The organism is Kitasatospora brasiliensis, from assembly GCF_032654805.1.
In the GTDB taxonomy this organism is placed as follows: Bacteria; Actinomycetota; Actinomycetes; order Streptomycetales; family Streptomycetaceae; genus Kitasatospora; species Kitasatospora brasiliensis.
The window spans coordinates 168,985-184,397 of the sequence record NZ_JAUOOW010000010.1 but is presented as its reverse complement, the minus strand read 5'-3'; the positions used below and the strand labels follow the sequence as shown (position 1 = coordinate 184,397).

The 15,413-nt window shown below is 72.9% G+C and carries 12 protein-coding genes and 2 tRNA genes; 9 read left to right on the top strand and 5 right to left on the bottom strand.

Annotated elements, in window-relative coordinates:
- Positions 1 to 26 precede the first annotated feature (26 nt).
- Together QWJ13_RS32460 and QWJ13_RS32455 are read left to right on the top strand one after the other, a co-directional pair.
- A tRNA-Lys gene (locus tag QWJ13_RS32460) sits at positions 27 to 100 on the top strand.
- Between the two features lie 73 nt (positions 101 to 173).
- Positions 174 to 842, top strand: a complete 669-nt coding sequence (locus QWJ13_RS32455; RefSeq protein ID WP_316529090.1) for a GOLPH3/VPS74 family protein — start codon at positions 174 to 176, stop codon at positions 840 to 842.
- A gap of 17 nt (positions 843 to 859) precedes the next feature.
- On the opposite strand, the gene QWJ13_RS32450 is transcribed toward QWJ13_RS32455, so the two are convergent.
- Both QWJ13_RS32450 and QWJ13_RS32445 read right to left on the bottom strand, forming a co-directional pair.
- Positions 860 to 1,744: an alpha/beta fold hydrolase gene (locus QWJ13_RS32450; RefSeq protein WP_316529088.1), complete on the bottom strand. Its 885-nt coding sequence runs from the start codon at positions 1,742 to 1,744 to the stop codon at positions 860 to 862.
- The gene (locus QWJ13_RS32445) at positions 1,741 to 2,574 is read right to left on the bottom strand and encodes a DUF998 domain-containing protein (RefSeq protein ID WP_316529086.1); all 834 of its coding nucleotides are present in this window, start codon (positions 2,572 to 2,574) and stop codon (positions 1,741 to 1,743) included. Before QWJ13_RS32445 ends, QWJ13_RS32450 begins: the two co-directional genes overlap by 4 nt.
- A gap of 132 nt (positions 2,575 to 2,706) precedes the next feature.
- Between QWJ13_RS32445 and QWJ13_RS32440 the strand changes: the two genes are divergently transcribed.
- The 3 genes from QWJ13_RS32440 to QWJ13_RS32430 all read left to right on the top strand — a co-directional run bounded on the left by QWJ13_RS32440 (position 2,707) and on the right by QWJ13_RS32430 (position 6,703).
- Positions 2,707 to 2,780: transfer RNA gene (locus QWJ13_RS32440), tRNA-Lys, on the top strand.
- A 224-nt stretch (positions 2,781 to 3,004) separates the two neighbouring features.
- Positions 3,005 to 5,512: a transglycosylase domain-containing protein gene (locus tag QWJ13_RS32435; protein WP_316529084.1), complete on the top strand. Its 2,508-nt coding sequence runs from the start codon at positions 3,005 to 3,007 to the stop codon at positions 5,510 to 5,512.
- Positions 5,513 to 5,650: 138 nt separating this feature from the next.
- A complete protein-coding gene (locus QWJ13_RS32430; protein WP_316529083.1) occupies positions 5,651 to 6,703 on the top strand; it encodes an EamA family transporter in 1,053 nt (350 codons plus the stop codon).
- Here QWJ13_RS32430 and lepB read toward each other — a convergent pair.
- Both lepB and QWJ13_RS32420 read right to left on the bottom strand, forming a co-directional pair.
- Positions 6,666 to 7,517 carry a signal peptidase I gene (lepB, locus tag QWJ13_RS32425; RefSeq protein WP_316529081.1) on the bottom strand — a complete coding sequence of 284 codons (852 nt, stop codon included), beginning with the start codon at positions 7,515 to 7,517 and terminating at the stop codon, positions 6,666 to 6,668. The two genes, QWJ13_RS32430 and lepB, sit on opposite strands and share 38 nt — an antisense overlap.
- 254 nt (positions 7,518 to 7,771) lie before the next feature.
- Positions 7,772 to 8,107: a chorismate mutase gene (locus QWJ13_RS32420; protein WP_316529079.1), complete on the bottom strand. Its 336-nt coding sequence runs from the start codon at positions 8,105 to 8,107 to the stop codon at positions 7,772 to 7,774.
- A 279-nt stretch (positions 8,108 to 8,386) separates the two neighbouring features.
- Between QWJ13_RS32420 and QWJ13_RS32415 the strand changes: the two genes are divergently transcribed.
- Together QWJ13_RS32415 and QWJ13_RS32410 are read left to right on the top strand one after the other, a co-directional pair.
- Positions 8,387 to 8,812, top strand: coding sequence for an OsmC family protein (locus QWJ13_RS32415; RefSeq protein ID WP_316529077.1), 426 nt, complete (start codon positions 8,387 to 8,389; stop codon positions 8,810 to 8,812).
- 432 nt (positions 8,813 to 9,244) lie between these two features.
- Positions 9,245 to 11,296, top strand: coding sequence for a putative bifunctional diguanylate cyclase/phosphodiesterase (locus QWJ13_RS32410; RefSeq protein ID WP_316529075.1), 2,052 nt, complete (start codon positions 9,245 to 9,247; stop codon positions 11,294 to 11,296).
- 132 nt (positions 11,297 to 11,428) lie between these two features.
- On the opposite strand, the gene QWJ13_RS32405 is transcribed toward QWJ13_RS32410, so the two are convergent.
- Positions 11,429 to 12,520: an LLM class flavin-dependent oxidoreductase gene (locus QWJ13_RS32405; protein ID WP_316529073.1), complete on the bottom strand. Its 1,092-nt coding sequence runs from the start codon at positions 12,518 to 12,520 to the stop codon at positions 11,429 to 11,431.
- A gap of 618 nt (positions 12,521 to 13,138) precedes the next feature.
- Between QWJ13_RS32405 and QWJ13_RS32400 the strand changes: the two genes are divergently transcribed.
- Together QWJ13_RS32400 and QWJ13_RS32395 are read left to right on the top strand one after the other, a co-directional pair.
- A complete protein-coding gene (locus QWJ13_RS32400; RefSeq protein ID WP_316529268.1) occupies positions 13,139 to 13,726 on the top strand; it encodes a DedA family protein in 588 nt (195 codons plus the stop codon).
- 409 nt (positions 13,727 to 14,135) lie between these two features.
- Positions 14,136 to 15,413, top strand: a complete 1,278-nt coding sequence (locus QWJ13_RS32395) for a polysaccharide deacetylase family protein (RefSeq protein WP_316529072.1) — start codon at positions 14,136 to 14,138, stop codon at positions 15,411 to 15,413.

Sequence of the window (15,413 nt, the reverse complement as noted above, 5' to 3'; positions counted from 1 at the left end):
CCGTGTAGAGTCTCCGACGTCAGCAAGCGCCGCTAGCTCAGTTGGTTAGAGCAGCTGACTCTTAATCAGCGGGTCCGGGGTTCGAGTCCCTGGCGGCGCACATGGCAAGGTCTCAGGCCGTCCACTCCAGTGGGCGGCCTGAGGTCGTTTCGGGCCCGGGTATGCCTCCCGGTATGAACGCGAACAGCGCCCCGCCCCGCCCGTTGGCCGAAGAGCTGCTGCTGCTCTGCGCCGAACCGGTCCACGGCCGGCTGCGGGTCCCCACCACCGCCCTGCCCACCGCGCTCACCGGCGCGGTCCTCGCCGAACTCCAGCTCCGGGGCGCGATCACCGTCGACAACCACCGGATCACCGGTTTCCAGCCGCTGGGCGACCACGACGAGCTCGCCGCCGGAGTGCTGGCCGAGCTGGCCCGCGCGGGCAAGAGCCGGCGCCACACCACCATCGAGCACGCGCTGCGCAGGATGCCGCACCACCGGGCCCAGCGGTACTTCCTGGACCGGCTCACCGAGCAGGGGGCACTCGCCGTCCGGACCCGCCGCTTCCTCGGGCTGCCCTACCGCCGCTGGACCGCCGTCCGGCCGGACGCCGGGGCGCTGATCGCCGAACGGGTGGCGGCGACCCTGGCCCGGACCGGCACCCTCGGCCCGACCACTCCGGCGGAGGAACGGGACTGGCAGCTGGCCGGGCTGATCGGGGCGGCCCGGCTGGAGAACCGGCTCTACCGGGGAGCGGCCGGCGCCCCGACCCGACACGCCGTGCGGCACCTGGCCCGGAGCCTGCCGATCGCCCACGCCGTGAAGCGGGTGGTGGCGGCGCGCTCCTCGGCCGCGAGCGGGTGACCGCCGGTCCGCGCCGCTCAGCCGGTGTCGAGCACCGCCGAGGCCACCGCGTCGGGGCGGTCGAACATCACCAGGTGTCCGGCGGGGGCGGTGGTGCGGAAATCGGCCCCGAGCAGCGCCGCCAGCTCCCGCTGCCGGGCCAGCCACTCCTCGGTGCGCCGGCTGTGGCAGCCGTCGTCGGCGGCCAGCACGGTGACCGGCAGGTCCTCGGCCAGCGGCCGGGTGCGGCGCAGCTCGTCCAGCTCGGCGGCCGTGTCGAGGTAGCGGCCGTTCTCCCGCAGCAGGGCGCGCAGGGCCCGGCTCGTGCGGTAGCAGTGCCGGACCAGCGGCGCCGGGGCGAGGTCCTCGCGGCGGACGGTGGACAGCCGGGCCGTGGTCCGGCGGACGGTCGGACCGAGCAGGTAGGGCACGGCGAGGGCGGTGGCGAGGCCGGCCGCCGCCCGGGCCGCCAGGTCGCGGGCGGCGGGCGCCGGGTACGGCCGGGCCGCCGGTTCCGCGCTGCCGTCCACCAGCACCAGCCCGGCCGTCCGCTCGGGGTGCAGCCGGGCGAAGGCCTCCGCGTGGAAGCCCGCGAGCGAGTGGCCGACCACCGTGCAGGGCTCGCGCAGCCCGAGGCCGTCCAGCACCGCCCGTATTCGCCCGGCCTCGCCGGCCGCCGTCGGCGCGGGCCGGCCGGTGGCGGGTTCGGCGGCGCTCAGCCCGTAACCGGGGCGGTCGAAGCGGACCACGGTGCGGTAGGGAGTCAGAAAGGGGACGACCAGGTCCCAGTCGAACCAGCTGCTGCCGAGGCCGCCGGAGAGCAGGCAGACCGGGCCGCTGCCCTCGACGCGGACGTGCAGCGGGACGCCGTCGATGCGCAGGAAGCGCACCGGGGTGCCGCCCTCCGGTCCGGGCGTGCTCATACCGGCCTCCGTTCCGCGAGCGGCTCGGGTTCTTCTTCCGGCGTGTACGGTCCGTCCGGCGGGTTCGGGCGGTTCGAGCGGGCGACGCCCAGGGCCAGCAGGCCGAGCCAGAGCGCCACCAGCAGCACCTGGAGCCGCTGCCCGGCGCCGAGCGCCCAGGTGCCGCGACCGGCCTGGAAGGCGGCGATCGAGGCGAGGCTCCAGCCGGTGGCGAGCAGTTCGGCGCCCAGCAGCCAGGGCCCGAACCGGCGCACCGGCGGCCACCAGCGGTGACGCCGGGCGGCCACGGTGAGGGTGACCAGCGCGGTGAGCGCGCCGGCCATGGCGAGGCTGCTGGTGACGGCGTGCGCGGTGTGGGTGGCGGGGACGAGCCCGGCGGTCTCCCGGGCGGCGCACATCTCGTCGCTGGTGGGGGCGCAGCTCAGCGGCAGCCGGGAGTCGGCGGCGGTCGCGGCGCCGAACAGGGCCAGCGCGGACCAGCCGGCCAGGGCCCAGCGGCTCCGCCGGGAGGCCCCGGCCCGAGCGGTGGCGCGAGTGACGCGAGCGGAACTTCCGGTGCGATCGGAACCGCCGGTGCGGTCGGAACCATCGCTGAGGTCGGAACCGCCGGTGAGCGCGGTCGCGGCGGCGGCGAGCAGGCAGAGTCCGGCGGCCAGGTCGGTGGCCCGGAACAGGCCGCCCAGCGGCTGGTCCTCGGCCGCGAGTTCGCTGATGTACGCCTGCACCGGGTCGAGTCCGGTGCTCAGCACGACCTCCAGCACCCACGCGGTGTACGCCACGGCGCTGAGCAGCAGCAGGGTGGCGACCGTCGTCCGCCGGGAGCTGGGCACCGTTCCACCCTAACCAGCGGCGAACTCCATCCCAACCGGAAGGAAAGGGACGGATCGGGCGGCGGCGACCTGGGTGGCCGGAGGCGGTTCGAGGCACCCCTCGGAACCGTGTATTGTTTTCCAGGTCAGCAGGCGCCGCTAGCTCAGTTGGTTAGAGCAGCTGACTCTTAATCAGCGGGTCCGGGGTTCGAGTCCCTGGCGGCGCACAGACAGTCGGGGAGCCTCTCGCAACAGCGAGGGGCTCCCCGACTTTTTGGCCTCCGACGTCCGTTTTGCGTGTGATGTCGGTCTCGATTGGCGATCCGCCGGAGTCATCCGGCCCGTTCTGCTCGTCCAGGGCAGTAAAACCGGAATCGGGACAAAGGTCCCCAACCGCCGATGTCCCCGTCCGTGCAGGCCGCTTGGATGCGCCCGCAGGAAAGGCCGCGCCTTGTCCAGTAACGCTCAGAGCGGCCGTCGCACGCCGTCGATCAGTCTCCGGCCGGTCAAACGGCTCAAGCGCTCCACCGGCCCGGCCGGCGGGTCGGGCGGGTCCGGCGGCAAGAAGCCGCGCCGCCCCAAGCGCACCGGCTGGCGCCGGCTGATACCCACCTGGCGGATGACCCTGGTCGGCTTCGGCTCCGCGCTGCTGCTCGGCATCGGGCTGTTCGCCCTGGGCATCGCGCTGGTGAAGGTCCCGGACGCGCACGCCGCCGCGACCGCCCAGAGCAACACCTGGCTCTACTCGGACGGCTCGGTGCTCACCCGCACCGGCCAGACCAACCGGCAGAACGTCACCCTGGACAAGGTCTCCCCCGCCGCCCAGCACGCCTCGCTGGCCGCCGAGGACCGCAACTTCTACAACGAGGGCGCGATCAACGTCCAGGGCCTGGCCCGGGCCGCGATCAACACCGCCAAGGGGCAGGGCACCCAGGGCGGCTCCACCATCACTCAGCAGTACGTGAAGAACACGTACCTGAACCAGAAGCAGTCGGTCACCCGCAAGGTGAAGGAACTGTTCATCGCGATCAAGGTGGACGCCACCGAGAGCAAGGACGAGATCCTCTCCGGCTACCTGAACACCTCCTACTACGGCCGCGGCGCCTACGGCATCCAGGCCGCCGCCCAGGCGTACTTCGGCGTCGACGCGTCCGCGCTCAACGCCGCCCAGGGCGCCTACCTGGCCACCCTGCTGAACGCCCCGAGCGCCTACGACGTGGCCACCGCCACCGCGGCGGGCAAGCAGAACGCCGTCAACCGCTGGAACTACGTGCTCGACGGCATGGTCAAGGAGGGTTGGCTCTCCGCCGAGGAGCGGGCCAAGACCACCTTCCCGGAGGTCCGGGACCCGCAGCCCAACCCGGGCCTGTCCGGCCAGGCCGGCTACCTGGTCGACGCGGCCACCCAGTACCTCACCGCCAGCGGCGTGATCAGCGAGACCGAGCTGGCCAAGGGCGGTTACACGATCAAGCTGAGCATCGACCCGACCCGCCAGAAGGCCCTCCAGGACTCCGTCCAGGCCCAGCTGCACGACACCCTGAACCCGGACAAGCGGAAGAAGGACGCGGTCGCCCAGGCCGGCGCCGCCTCCGTGGACCCGAAGACCGGCGCGGTCGTCGCCCTGTACGGCGGCGTCGACTACGTGAAGCACTACGTCGACAACGCCACCCGGCGCGACTACCAGGCCGGCTCGACCTTCAAGGCGATCGGCCTGGCGGCCGCCTTCGAGAACAACGCCAAGACCCAGGAAGGCCGCACCGTCACGCCGTACACGGTCTACGACGGCACCAGCGGCCGGAAGGTCCGCGGCGGCAAGGGCACCCCGTACGCGCCGCCGAACGAGGGCGACAAGAGCTACGGCCAGATCACCCTCCAGCAGGCCACCGACTGGTCGGTCAACTCCGCGTTCGCGCAGCTCGCGCAGGACACCGGGCTCCAGAAGGTCAAGGACACCGGCATCGCGCTGGGCCTGCCCGGCAACACCCCGGGGCTCGACACCGTCCCGTCCATCCCGCTGGGCACGGCCACCCCGAGCGTGCTCGACATGGCGGGCGTGTACGCCACGCTGGACAACGGCGGCAAGCAGATCACCCCGTGGCTGGTGCAGTCGGTGGACCGCGAAGGCGAGAACGTCGCGCTGCCCGCGCACAAGACCACCCAGGCGATCAGCTCGGACACCGCCGACAAGGTCACCTCGATGCTCCAAGGCGTGGTGAGCGACCCGGGCGGCACCGGCTGGCGAGCCAAGGCGCTGGGCCGACCGGCGGCGGGCAAGACCGGCACCACCGATGACCAGAAGTCGGTCTGGTTCGTGGGCTACACCCCCGAGCTGGTCACCTCGGTCGCCCTGTTCGGCCAGGACCCGGGCACCGGCGCTCAGGTCAGCCTGAGCGGCGTCGGCGGCATCGACGGCGCGGCCGGCGGCCAGTACCCGGCCCAGATCTGGACCAGCTACATGAAGGCCGCGCTCAAGGGCCAGCCGGTGAGCGACTTCGCGCTCCCGGCCGCCGGCGACTCCTCGGGTGCCGCCGACCTGCCGACCGCACCGAACACGCCGAGCGGCACCCCGTCGACCGCCCCCGCCCCGACGCCGAGCACCGGCCCGACGGCGCCGAGCGAGGGCTCGAACGCCCCGTCGGGCGGCACCGGCGGCGGCGCCGTCACCGAACCGCCGGCTCCGCCGACCACCCAGCCCACCCGGCCCACCTCGCGGCCGACGCAGCCCACCGATCCGAACGGGGGTTCGGGCTCGAAGCCGGGCGGCAACGGCTCTGGCGGCGGCAGCGGAACCGGCGGCGGCAGTGGTAGCGGCAGCGGCAGTGGAACCGGCAGCGGTAGCGGCGGCACCGGAAGCGGTGGCGGCAGTGGCACCGGTGGCGGCACCGGCACCGGAACCGGCGGCGGCGGCGGTTCGGACGTACTCACGGGGGCGGGCGCCTCGGCGGGGTCCGGGGGCTGACCCGGGGGCTCGTTCGGGAGCTTGTCTCGGGGCTCGTTCAGGGATCGGGTGAGTGCGTCACTCCGCACAGTCGCGGGCAGGACCAAATGACGGAATGACGCCTTACCCGATCATCGGCTTGACTGCCAGAATGCGGCCGTGCACAGATCAACGGCCTCGCCCACCCTCCCCTCGGGCAGAACCCTCGGCCTCAGCCTCGCGCTGGTCTCCGCCTTCGCCTTCGGCGGATCCGGCACCGCGGCCAAGCCTCTGATAGAGGCCGGCCTCTCCCCCCTGCACGTGGTGTGGCTCCGGGTCACCGGCGCGGCGGTGGCACTCCTGCCCGTCGCCTACCGGCACCGGGACGCCCTGCGCCGCCGACCCGGCCTGCTGCTCGGCTTCGGCCTGCTCGCCGTGGCCGGCGTCCAGGCCTGCTACTTCGCGGCGATCTCCCGCATCCCGGTCGGCGTCGCGCTGCTCATCGAGTACCTCGGGCCGCCGCTGCTGATCGGCTACGTCAAGTTCGTCCAGCGCAAGCCGATCACCCGCGGCGCGGCCATCGGCGCCGGCGTCGCGGTGGCCGGACTGGCCTGCGTGGTCGAGGTCTGGAACGGCCTGAGCTTCGACGCGCTGGGCGTGCTGTTCGCCCTCGGCGCGGCCTGCTGCCAGGTCGGCTACTTCGTGCTCGCCGACGCCGGACGGCACGGTGACCGCCCGGTCGACCCGCTGGCCGTCAGCGCGTACGGGCTGCTCATCGGCTCCGTGCTGCTCACCGTCGTCACCCGGCCGTGGCAGGCCGACTGGGGCAAACTCGGCGGATCGGTGGTGATGAACGGGCACACCCTGCCCGCGCTCCTCCCGGCCGCGTGGATGGTCCTGGTCGCGACCGTGCTCGCCTACCTGACCGGTGTGATCTCGGTCGGCTACCTCTCGCCGCCGATCGCCGGGGTGGTCGCCAACCTGGAGGCGGTGGTCGCCACCGTGACGGCGTGGGTGCTGCTCGGCGAGCACCTCGGGCTGCCGCAGATCGCGGGCGGTCTGCTGGTGCTGGCCGGCGCCTTCGCGGCGCAGGCCGGCAAGCCCGCGGAGGCCGAGGTTGCGGGGGCGGGAGTTCCGGGGGCGGGGGTTCCGGTGGCCGCGGAGGCGGCGGTGGACGTGGCCGAGGTGGCCGACGTCAGCGGCCGGTCCAGCCGAACCAGTCGAGGTGATTGAGCGGCCACACGACGGCCGACACCGGGCCGACCACGTTGTCCACCGGCACGGCGCCACCACCCGGGCCGTGCTGGTGGTAGCGGGAGTCCGCCGAATCGCTGCGGTGGTCGCCCTCGACCCAGACGTAACCCGAGGGCACCTTCACCGGCCCGAAGTCCAGCCCGGCGCAGGAGTCGTCCCCGGGGTGCAGGTACGGCTCGTCGACCTTCCGCCCGTCGACCGTCAACGTGCTGCCCTCGCACTGCACGGTCTGGCCGCCAGTCGCGATGACCCGCTTGACCAGGTAGTTGTCGTCCTTCGGCGGCACCAGGCCGACGAAGCTGAGCACCGAGCTCACGGTGTCGGTGAACGGGTTCGGGTCGGTGGGCTGCGGCGGCAGCCAGCCGCCCGGGTCCTTGAACACCACCGGCTGCCCCGGCTCCGGCTCCCAGCCGGTCAGCGGCGCCAGCTTGTTCACCCCGACCCGGTCGCCGATCCGCAGGGTGTTCTCCATCGAGCCGGACGGGATGGTGAACACCTGGAACAGACAGGTCTTGATCAGCAGCGCGACCAGCAGACCGACCGCCGCCATGACCGGCAGCTCGATCCACCACGGCCGGGGGCGCCGGGCCGAGCTCCCGGCCTTGCGTCCGCGCGAACCGCGGGCACGACGGGCCTCGGCACGGCCGCCGGAGATCGCGGGACCGCCGGACTCCGGGCCGCCGGACGCCTCGGGACCGCCGGACTCCGGGCCGTACGCGGCGCCGGGGACGGCGTGCTGGTCGGCGGAAGCGTTGGGGGCTCCACTGGGCGTTTCGGGCAGGTTCACCGCCATCGTCGCTGCTCCACCTCTCCGGCTGGGGAAATCTGCACGCTACGCCAACCATGGAGCCTGACGAAATCGGGCATTTAGCCGCCGCCGACACCGGCCTTGTGGAACGGGCCTCAGGCGCGGGTCTCGGGAGCGGGCTTCGGGACGGGTTCGGAAGCGGGCCGCGGGCGCGCGCTCCGGGCCATGGCTCCCGGCTCTGGCCTCGGGCTCCGGCTTGGGGCTCCCTGGCCTCGGGCTCCGGCTTGGGCCCGCCGGCCTCAGGAGCGGGCGATGGCCTCGTGGTGGCGGATGACCTCGGCGATGATGAAGTTCAGGAACTTCTCCGCGAAGACCGGGTCCAGCTTCGCCCCCGCCGCCAGCTCCCGAAGCCGCTTGATCTGGTCCCGCTCGCGCGCCGGGTCGGCCGGCGGCAGCTTGTGCTCGGCCTTGAGCCGGCCCACCCGCTGGGTCGCCTTGAAACGCTCGGCCAGCATGTGGACCACCGCGGCGTCGATGTTGTCGATGCTCTCGCGGAGGCTGGTCAGCTCGGTCCGTACCACGTCGTCGATCCCCTCGGGCAGGCCGGTCTCGGGGGTCGTGGGCTGGTCCGTCATCGGGGCGGCTCCCGGTGTCTGGGTGGGGCGCCCGACCTTACGGCGGCCGGGCTCGGGCCCGGGCAAATCTAACAGGGCACCTGCTCCGGCCCCGCACCGTAGGACGGAAGCGTCCAGGATCCGGACGGCGGGCGGGGGGATGAGCACTCCCGCCGACCGCCCCTCCCGCCGACCGCCGCGCCGTGACGCTCCGGGCCGGGGCCGGGTCTGCCCGTAGGCTGGGTCGCGCACAACCGGAAGTGACCGTTCGAACACTCCCCAGCATCGGAGGAACCGATCGTGGCAACCACCCGTACCGCAAACACCGCCTGGGAGGGCGAGCTCCTCAACGGAAAGGGCCTGGTGACCTTCGCCTCCTCCGGGATCGGCGAGTTCCCCGTCTCCTGGCCGTCCCGCGCCGAGCAGGCCAACGGCAAGACCAGCCCGGAGGAACTCATCGCCGGCGCTCACTCGGCCTGTTTCTCGATGGCCCTCTCGCACGGCCTGACCGGCGCCGGCACCCCGCCCACCAAGCTGGAGACCCGGGCCGACGTCACCTTCCAGCCGGGCGAGGGCATCACCGGTATCCACCTGACCGTCGTCGGCACCGTCCCCGGCCTGGACGAGGCCGGCTTCCTCAAGGCCGCCGAGGACGCCAAGGCCAACTGCCCGGTCAGCCAGGCCCTGACCGGCACCACCATCACCCTCTCCGCCTCGCTGGCCTGAGTCGGCTCCTCTCCTCTTCTCCCCTCTTCTCTCTTCCTCTCCCCTTTCTCCACCGCTTGGCCGGCCGCCCTGCGACCCCCCGGCCCGCTCCGCGCCACTTCCGGCGCGCGACCGGCGCCCAGGGGCGTGGCTTCGGCGCACGCGCCCCCGGTGCACATCATGTGATGTGCACCGGGGGCGTCTGCACGTACCACCATTCATGATCACAAAGCGGGCGAATCACCCTGGCGGCGGTCACCGCGTGTTGCCGTCGCGGCCTATGATCGGCCGCAGCGCCCTGTCCCTCAGGCGGGTCCCGCGCTCCGCCGCCCAACGGCGGGCGGCCCGCAGCGGACCGACTCCGAGGACCGCGGCAGAGCGCGGAGCCGACCGCCGGGTCCCGACCGGCCGGCCGAACCATCGTCAAGCGTCAGCAGCGGACGGGAGCATGCCGTGCCGGGCCAGAACGAGGGGGCCGACGCACACCACCCGGTCGTGCGGCACGAGGAATCACCACGCCACCGCCACCTCGCCACGCCGCCGGTCCTGGGACCTGCCACCGGAACCGTCTCCGGAGCCGTCGCCGGAGCCGTCGCCGAATCCGCCGAGGGACCCACCGCCTCGGCCACCCCCGCCCTCAGCGCCTGCAGGACCCTGGTCGAGCCCGAGCCGCAGCGCTGCCCCACCTGTTCGGCCCCGCTCACCGGCGACACCCACCGGTCGCCGGACGCGCTGCGGGCCGGCGAGTCCCGGTTCCGAGCCGCCTTCTGCGACGCAACCATCGGGATGGCCCTGATCGATCCCGAGGACCGGATCATCGAGGTCAACCCCGCCTTCGCCGCCCTGATCGGACGGGGCGTCGGCGAACTGGCCGGCACCCACCTGCACGGGATCATCGACCCCGAAGGCATGCCGGACCGCCTCTTCGCCGAACTCGTCCGCGGGGAGCGGGAACGGTTCCGCGTGGAGAAGCAGCTCAAGCACCACGCGGGCCACACCGTCTGGAGCAAGGTCACCGTCTCACTGATCCGGGACAGCGACGGGGATCCGCTCTACACCCTCGCGCTGGTGGAGGACATCACCGAGCAACGCAAGCTCGGCGACCGGCTGGAGTACCAGGCCCTGCACGACCCGCTGACCCGGCTGCCCAACCGGGCCTACTTCTTCGAGCGGCTCGACGCCGCCTGCCTCACCCCGACCGGCGGACCGGCCCCGACCGGGACACCGGACGAACGCCGGGTGGGGGTCTGCTACCTGGACCTCGACGGCTTCGCGGCGATCAACGAGGCACTCGGCCACCACATCGGCGACCAGCTGCTGATCGCCGTCGCCACCCGGCTGCGACGCGGGCTCGACGGGCACGACGCCCACCTGGTGGCCCGGATGGGCGGCGACGAGTTCGCCGTCCTGGTCACCGACAGCCTGGGCAGCGAGCAGCTGACCGAGCTGGCCGACCGGATCCTGGAAACGCTGGAACGTCCCTTCGACATCGCCGGGCACCGGCTGGTGATCACCGCCAGCGTGGGCGTGGTCGAGCGGTCCGTGCGCGAAACCACCCCGACCGACCTGGTCAAGGACGCCGACGCCACCCTCTACTGGTCCAAAGCCGACGGCCGCGCCCGCTGGACCCTCCACGACCCGGACCGCGGCGCCCACCAACTCACCCGGCAGCTGCTCGCCACCTCCCTGCGCCCGGCCCTGGAACGCGGCGAGTTCACCATCGAGTACCAGCCGCTGGTCGGCCTGGCCGACGGCGCCGTGCACGGCGCCGAGGCACTGGTCCGCTGGCGCCACCCCCGCTACGGGACGCTCTCCCCGGACCGCTTCATCCCGCTCGCCGAGGAGACCGGCGCGATCGTGCCGCTCGGCACCTGGGTGCTGGAGGAGTCCTGCCGCCAGGCCAAGCAGTGGCTCACCGAGTTCCCCGAGACCGAGACCTTCGTGAGCGTCAACCTGGCCGCCCGCCAGATCTGGGACTCCGACATCGTCGCCGACGTCGCCCGGGCCCTCGAACGCACCGGCCTGCCGGCCCGGCTCCTCCAGCTGGAGATCACCGAGAGCGCCCTGCTCGGCCCCGGCGGCCGCCCCCTCCAAGCCCTCCAGGCACTCGCGGACATGGGCGTGCGGATCGCGATCGACGACTTCGGCACCGGCTACTCCAACCTGGCCTACCTCTCCCGGCTCCCGGTCCACGTGCTCAAGCTCGACGGCACCTTCATCGAGGGCTTCCGCGAGCCCGCCCCGACGGACCGCCCCGGCCGCCCCGAACTCGGCTCCCGCCGCAGCGACGCGGACGAGCAGATCGTCGGCGCCATGGTCCAGCTCGCCCACACCCTCGGCCTGACCGTCACCGCCGAGGGCATCGAGAGTGCCGCCCAGGCCGAGCGCCTGCGCCTGACCGGCTGCGACACCGCCCAGGGCTGGTACTTCGCCCGCCCCGGCGAAGCCGCCCGGGTCGCCGCCATACTCCGCGAAGGGCGGCCCACCAGCCTCGACGGCCGGTAGCCTGCCGGCGTGCGACCTGGGCCTGGGCCGGAGCCCAGACTTGGGCTCGGGCTCGGGCTCGGGCTCGGACCCGGGCTCGGACCCGGGCTCGGACCCGGGCTCGGACCCGGGCTCGGTCAGGTGCCGTCGCTGTCAGCTCGTCGCCGTCAGGCCGTACGCCTCGGCGATCAGGCCGTAGGAGCGGAGGCGGGCCTCGTGGCCGTGGATGTGCGAGGTGACCATCAGCTCGTCCACCCCGGTCCGCTTGCGCAGGGCCTCCAGGCCGTCCGCGACCCGACCCGGCTCGCCGAGCACCACGTTGTCGAGCCAGCTGTCGATGAAGTCCGCCTCGACCGGGCTGTACGGGTACTGTTCCGCCTCCTCCGGGGTGGGGATCGGGCCGGGGTTTCCGCGGCGCAGGCGGAGCATGCCGAGGGCGGCGGAGCGGGCGAGGCGGCGGGCCGAGGGTTCGTCGTCGGCGGCTACCGCGCTCACCCCGATCAGCGAGTACGGCTCGGCGAGGACGGCGGAGGGGCGGAAGGACGACCGGTAGAGGTCCAGCGCCGGGACGGTGTTGGCGCTGCTGAAGTGGTGGGCGAAGGCGAACGGGAGACCGAGGCGGCCCGCCAGTTGGGCACTGAAGCCGGAGGAGCCGAGCAGCCAGATCGGCGGGCGGCCCTCGCCCTTGGGCACGGCGGTCAACCGGGCGTACGGATGGCCGTCCGGGAAGTCGCCGTCGAGGAAGTGGGTCAGCTCGGCGAGCTGCTGCGGGAACTCGTCGGCGCCTTCGGTGAGGCCGCGGCGCAGGGCCCGGGCGGTGGCCTGGTCGGTGCCGGGGGCGCGGCCGAGCCCGAGGTCGATCCGCCCGGGATGCAGGGCTTCGAGCAGGCCGAACTGCTCGGCGACGGCCAGCGGGGCGTGGTTGGGGAGCATGACGCCGCCGGAGCCGAGGCGCAGCGTCGTGGTGTTGGCCCCGAGGTGGGCGAGCAGGACGGCGGGGGTCGAGCTGGCCACCCCGGGCATGCCGTGGTGCTCGGCGACCCAGAAGCGGTGGTAGCCCCACTGCTCGGCCCTACGGGCCAGCTCGGTGGTGGCGGCGAGGGCTTCGGCGGGTGTGTGGCCGACGCCGACGGTGGCCAGGTCGAGGATCGAGAGCGGGGCGGGTGCCGACCCGCGGGCGGTGCCCCGGATCGCCGGGCCGACCGTCGGCCCGGTCCGGTGCTCCTGCTGGTCCTCGGTGGTCATGCCGTCCGCCCTCCTGGCTGTCCTTGGCTGTCCTTGGCCGGCCGTCGCTGTGCCGGCCTTCGTGGGTGACCGTGCGGGCTCGGATGGCCCCGCCGGTCGCTGGTGCCGACGGGGGTCAACCACGGCCGGGGGCTCACTGTTCCCGCACCCGGGTGCCGTTCGGCCACGGTCCGGGCGTATTTCGGCCATGATGCGCGGAAGTCCGACCGGCCACCCGCCTGACGGAGAGTCGTCGGGCGAACACGATTGGCGATCCCCGCCGGCGCCGGAAGCCGCCGGCATCAGGCCTCGCGGCGGAGGCGGACTCCAGCCGGCCGGGGCCAGGGACGGGCCACCGAGCCGGGCCACCGGGCAGGCCACCGCGCGGAACCGGCAGTCCACCAGCGAGATCATCGGGCTGGACCGGCTCCGGACGATCACTGCGAATCCTCGGCGCGGCACCTCCCCCGGGGGCTCGTTCGCCTGGATTCGCCGCGCTCCGGGCGCCGCCCGGTCCGGTGGCCGTGGCCCCCGGCAGACCGGGGTGCTTCATGGCATGAAAAGTCGAGGCGCTAGCGTTGACCCAGCAGCCACCTGCTCCCTCGGGCGGCGTGGAGGGAGTAAAGGGCCTTGAACTTCGTGGCGGCGACCGGATCCTCGTGGATCTGCGCGCTGGCGCTCTTCGCCGTGCTCGGAGACGCCCTGCTCCCCTTCATCCCCAGCGGGACGCTGGTCATCCTGGCCGTGCTCAAGACCGCACAGATCAACGGCGCCCCCGTGATGCTCGCGCTGGGCGTGGCCGTCGCCTCCTTCCTGGGCGATCTCCTGCTGCTCAACCTGGCCCGGCGCGGCGCCCCGGTGCTGCACCGCCGGCTCGCCCGGCGGCCGAAGCTGGCGGCCAGCGTGACCCGGGTCCAGCAGGCCCTGATCGAACGCCCCCACAGCGCGGCGGCCGCGATCGTGGTGATCGCGCGGTTCGTCCCGGCCGGGCGGACCGTCCTCGACCTGGCCATCGGCCACTCCCCCGCCCACCCGCACCGGTTCCTGCACTGGTCGGCGCTGGCGGCGCTGATCTGGGCCGCCTACATCGTGACCCTGGGCTGGCTGAACAGCCACTGGTTCAACACCGCCTGGCTGAGCTTCGTGGTCTCCTGCGCGGCAGCGACCGCCATCAGCACCGCGATCGCGCGGGTCGTGCGCCGCACCCGGCGGCTCGCCGCCCTCTGACGGTCTGCCCGACGGCACACCCTACGGCCGCCCCCTACCGGCCCGCCCCCTGACCGGCACCGCTTCTGGCGGGCTCGAAACCGCCCAGCCCAGCAAGGGGCAAAAGTTTTCCCAAAAGGGCAACCAACCGGCCCCAATGCCGACGAACTCGGACAGGTATCCGACCGACCGGCGGTAGCGTACTGACCGGGCTGTGCGGGGCGGGAAGCGTCACAGGACAGAAACAGTTGACGCAGGTCCGCAGCCCAGCAGGACGCGCCCGGCGTGTTGACAGTCGTCAGCGTTCGGCGACCTTGGTGGCCGCTGCGGCGACATGACATGCTAACGGCGGAATACTCATCAATTGCCCGATTTGACCGGTGCGGCCACGGGCCGCCCTCACCACCGGCATCGGCACCCAGGGGAGACCATGACCAGCATCTCGCGCAGGACGGTGCTCAGTGCAACGGCGGCGACCGCGGCCCTCGGCGCGGTCACGGCGTGCTCCAGTGGCGGATCCGGTTCGGGTCAGGACTCCGCGTCCACCGCTCCCGGCAGCGCGAGCACCTCCCCGAACAGCACCGGCGACCCCACCCAGGCGGTGGTGCCCAAGGGCACCCCGATCGGCGACGGTTCCAATGCGGACACCGGCCCGCAGCCGAACCAGCCCAAGCCCGAGAAGCTCAAGCCGGGCGAGCAGCCGCCGCAGTTCGTGGTCTTCTCCTGGGACGGCGCGGGCGGCACCGAGGACGGCCAGTTCCCCCGCTTCCTGAAGCTGGCGGAGCAGTACAAGGCCTCGATGACCTTCTTCCTCTCGGGCATCTACGCCCTGCCCAAGGGCAAGGCCGACCTGTACCATCCGCCGAAGCACTCGGTCGGCGCCTCCGACATCCCGTATCTGTCGGACGGTGCGGTGAAGAGCACCCTCAAGCTCATCAGCCAGGCCTGGCTGGCCGGGCACGAGATCGGCACCCACTTCAACGGGCACTTCTGCTCCAGCCGTCCGGACAAGAACGGGGTCAACATGTGGACCCCCGAGGACTGGCAGAGCGAGATCGACCAGGCGATCGGCTTCGTCACCCAGTGGCGGACCAACACCGGCTTCACCGACGTCGACCCGCTCCCCTTCGACTACAAGAAGGAGCTCATCGGCGGTCGCACCCCGTGCCTGGAGGGACAGAAGGCGCTGCTGCCGACCATCGCCAAGCTGGGCTGGAAGTACGACGCCAGCTCCGCGGGCGGCCTGCAAATATGGCCGCAGAAGGTGCAGGACGGCAAGGTCTGGGACTTCCCGCTGCAATCCATCCCGTTCCCCGGGCACACCTTCCAGGTCCTGTCGATGGACTACAACATCCTGGCCAACCAGTCCAAGGCCAGCACCAAGGGCGACCCGGCCATGTACGACGAGTGGCGCACCCAGGCCGCGAACTCCTACATCGCGGGCTTCGAGCGTGCGTACAACAGCAACCGCGCACCGTTCTTCGTCGGCAACCACTTCGAGCAGTGGAACGGCGGCATCTACATGGACGCCGTCGAGCAGGCCATGAAGGCCATCGCGGGCAAGCCCGACGTCCGGCTGGTCTCCTTCAAGCAGCTGGTCGAGTGGCTTGAGGTGCAGGACCAGTCCACCCTGCGCAAGCTGCGCTCGCTCAACGTCGGCCAGGCGCCGGCGGGCGGCTGGCAGAGCTTCCTCGGCGCGGCGGGCTGA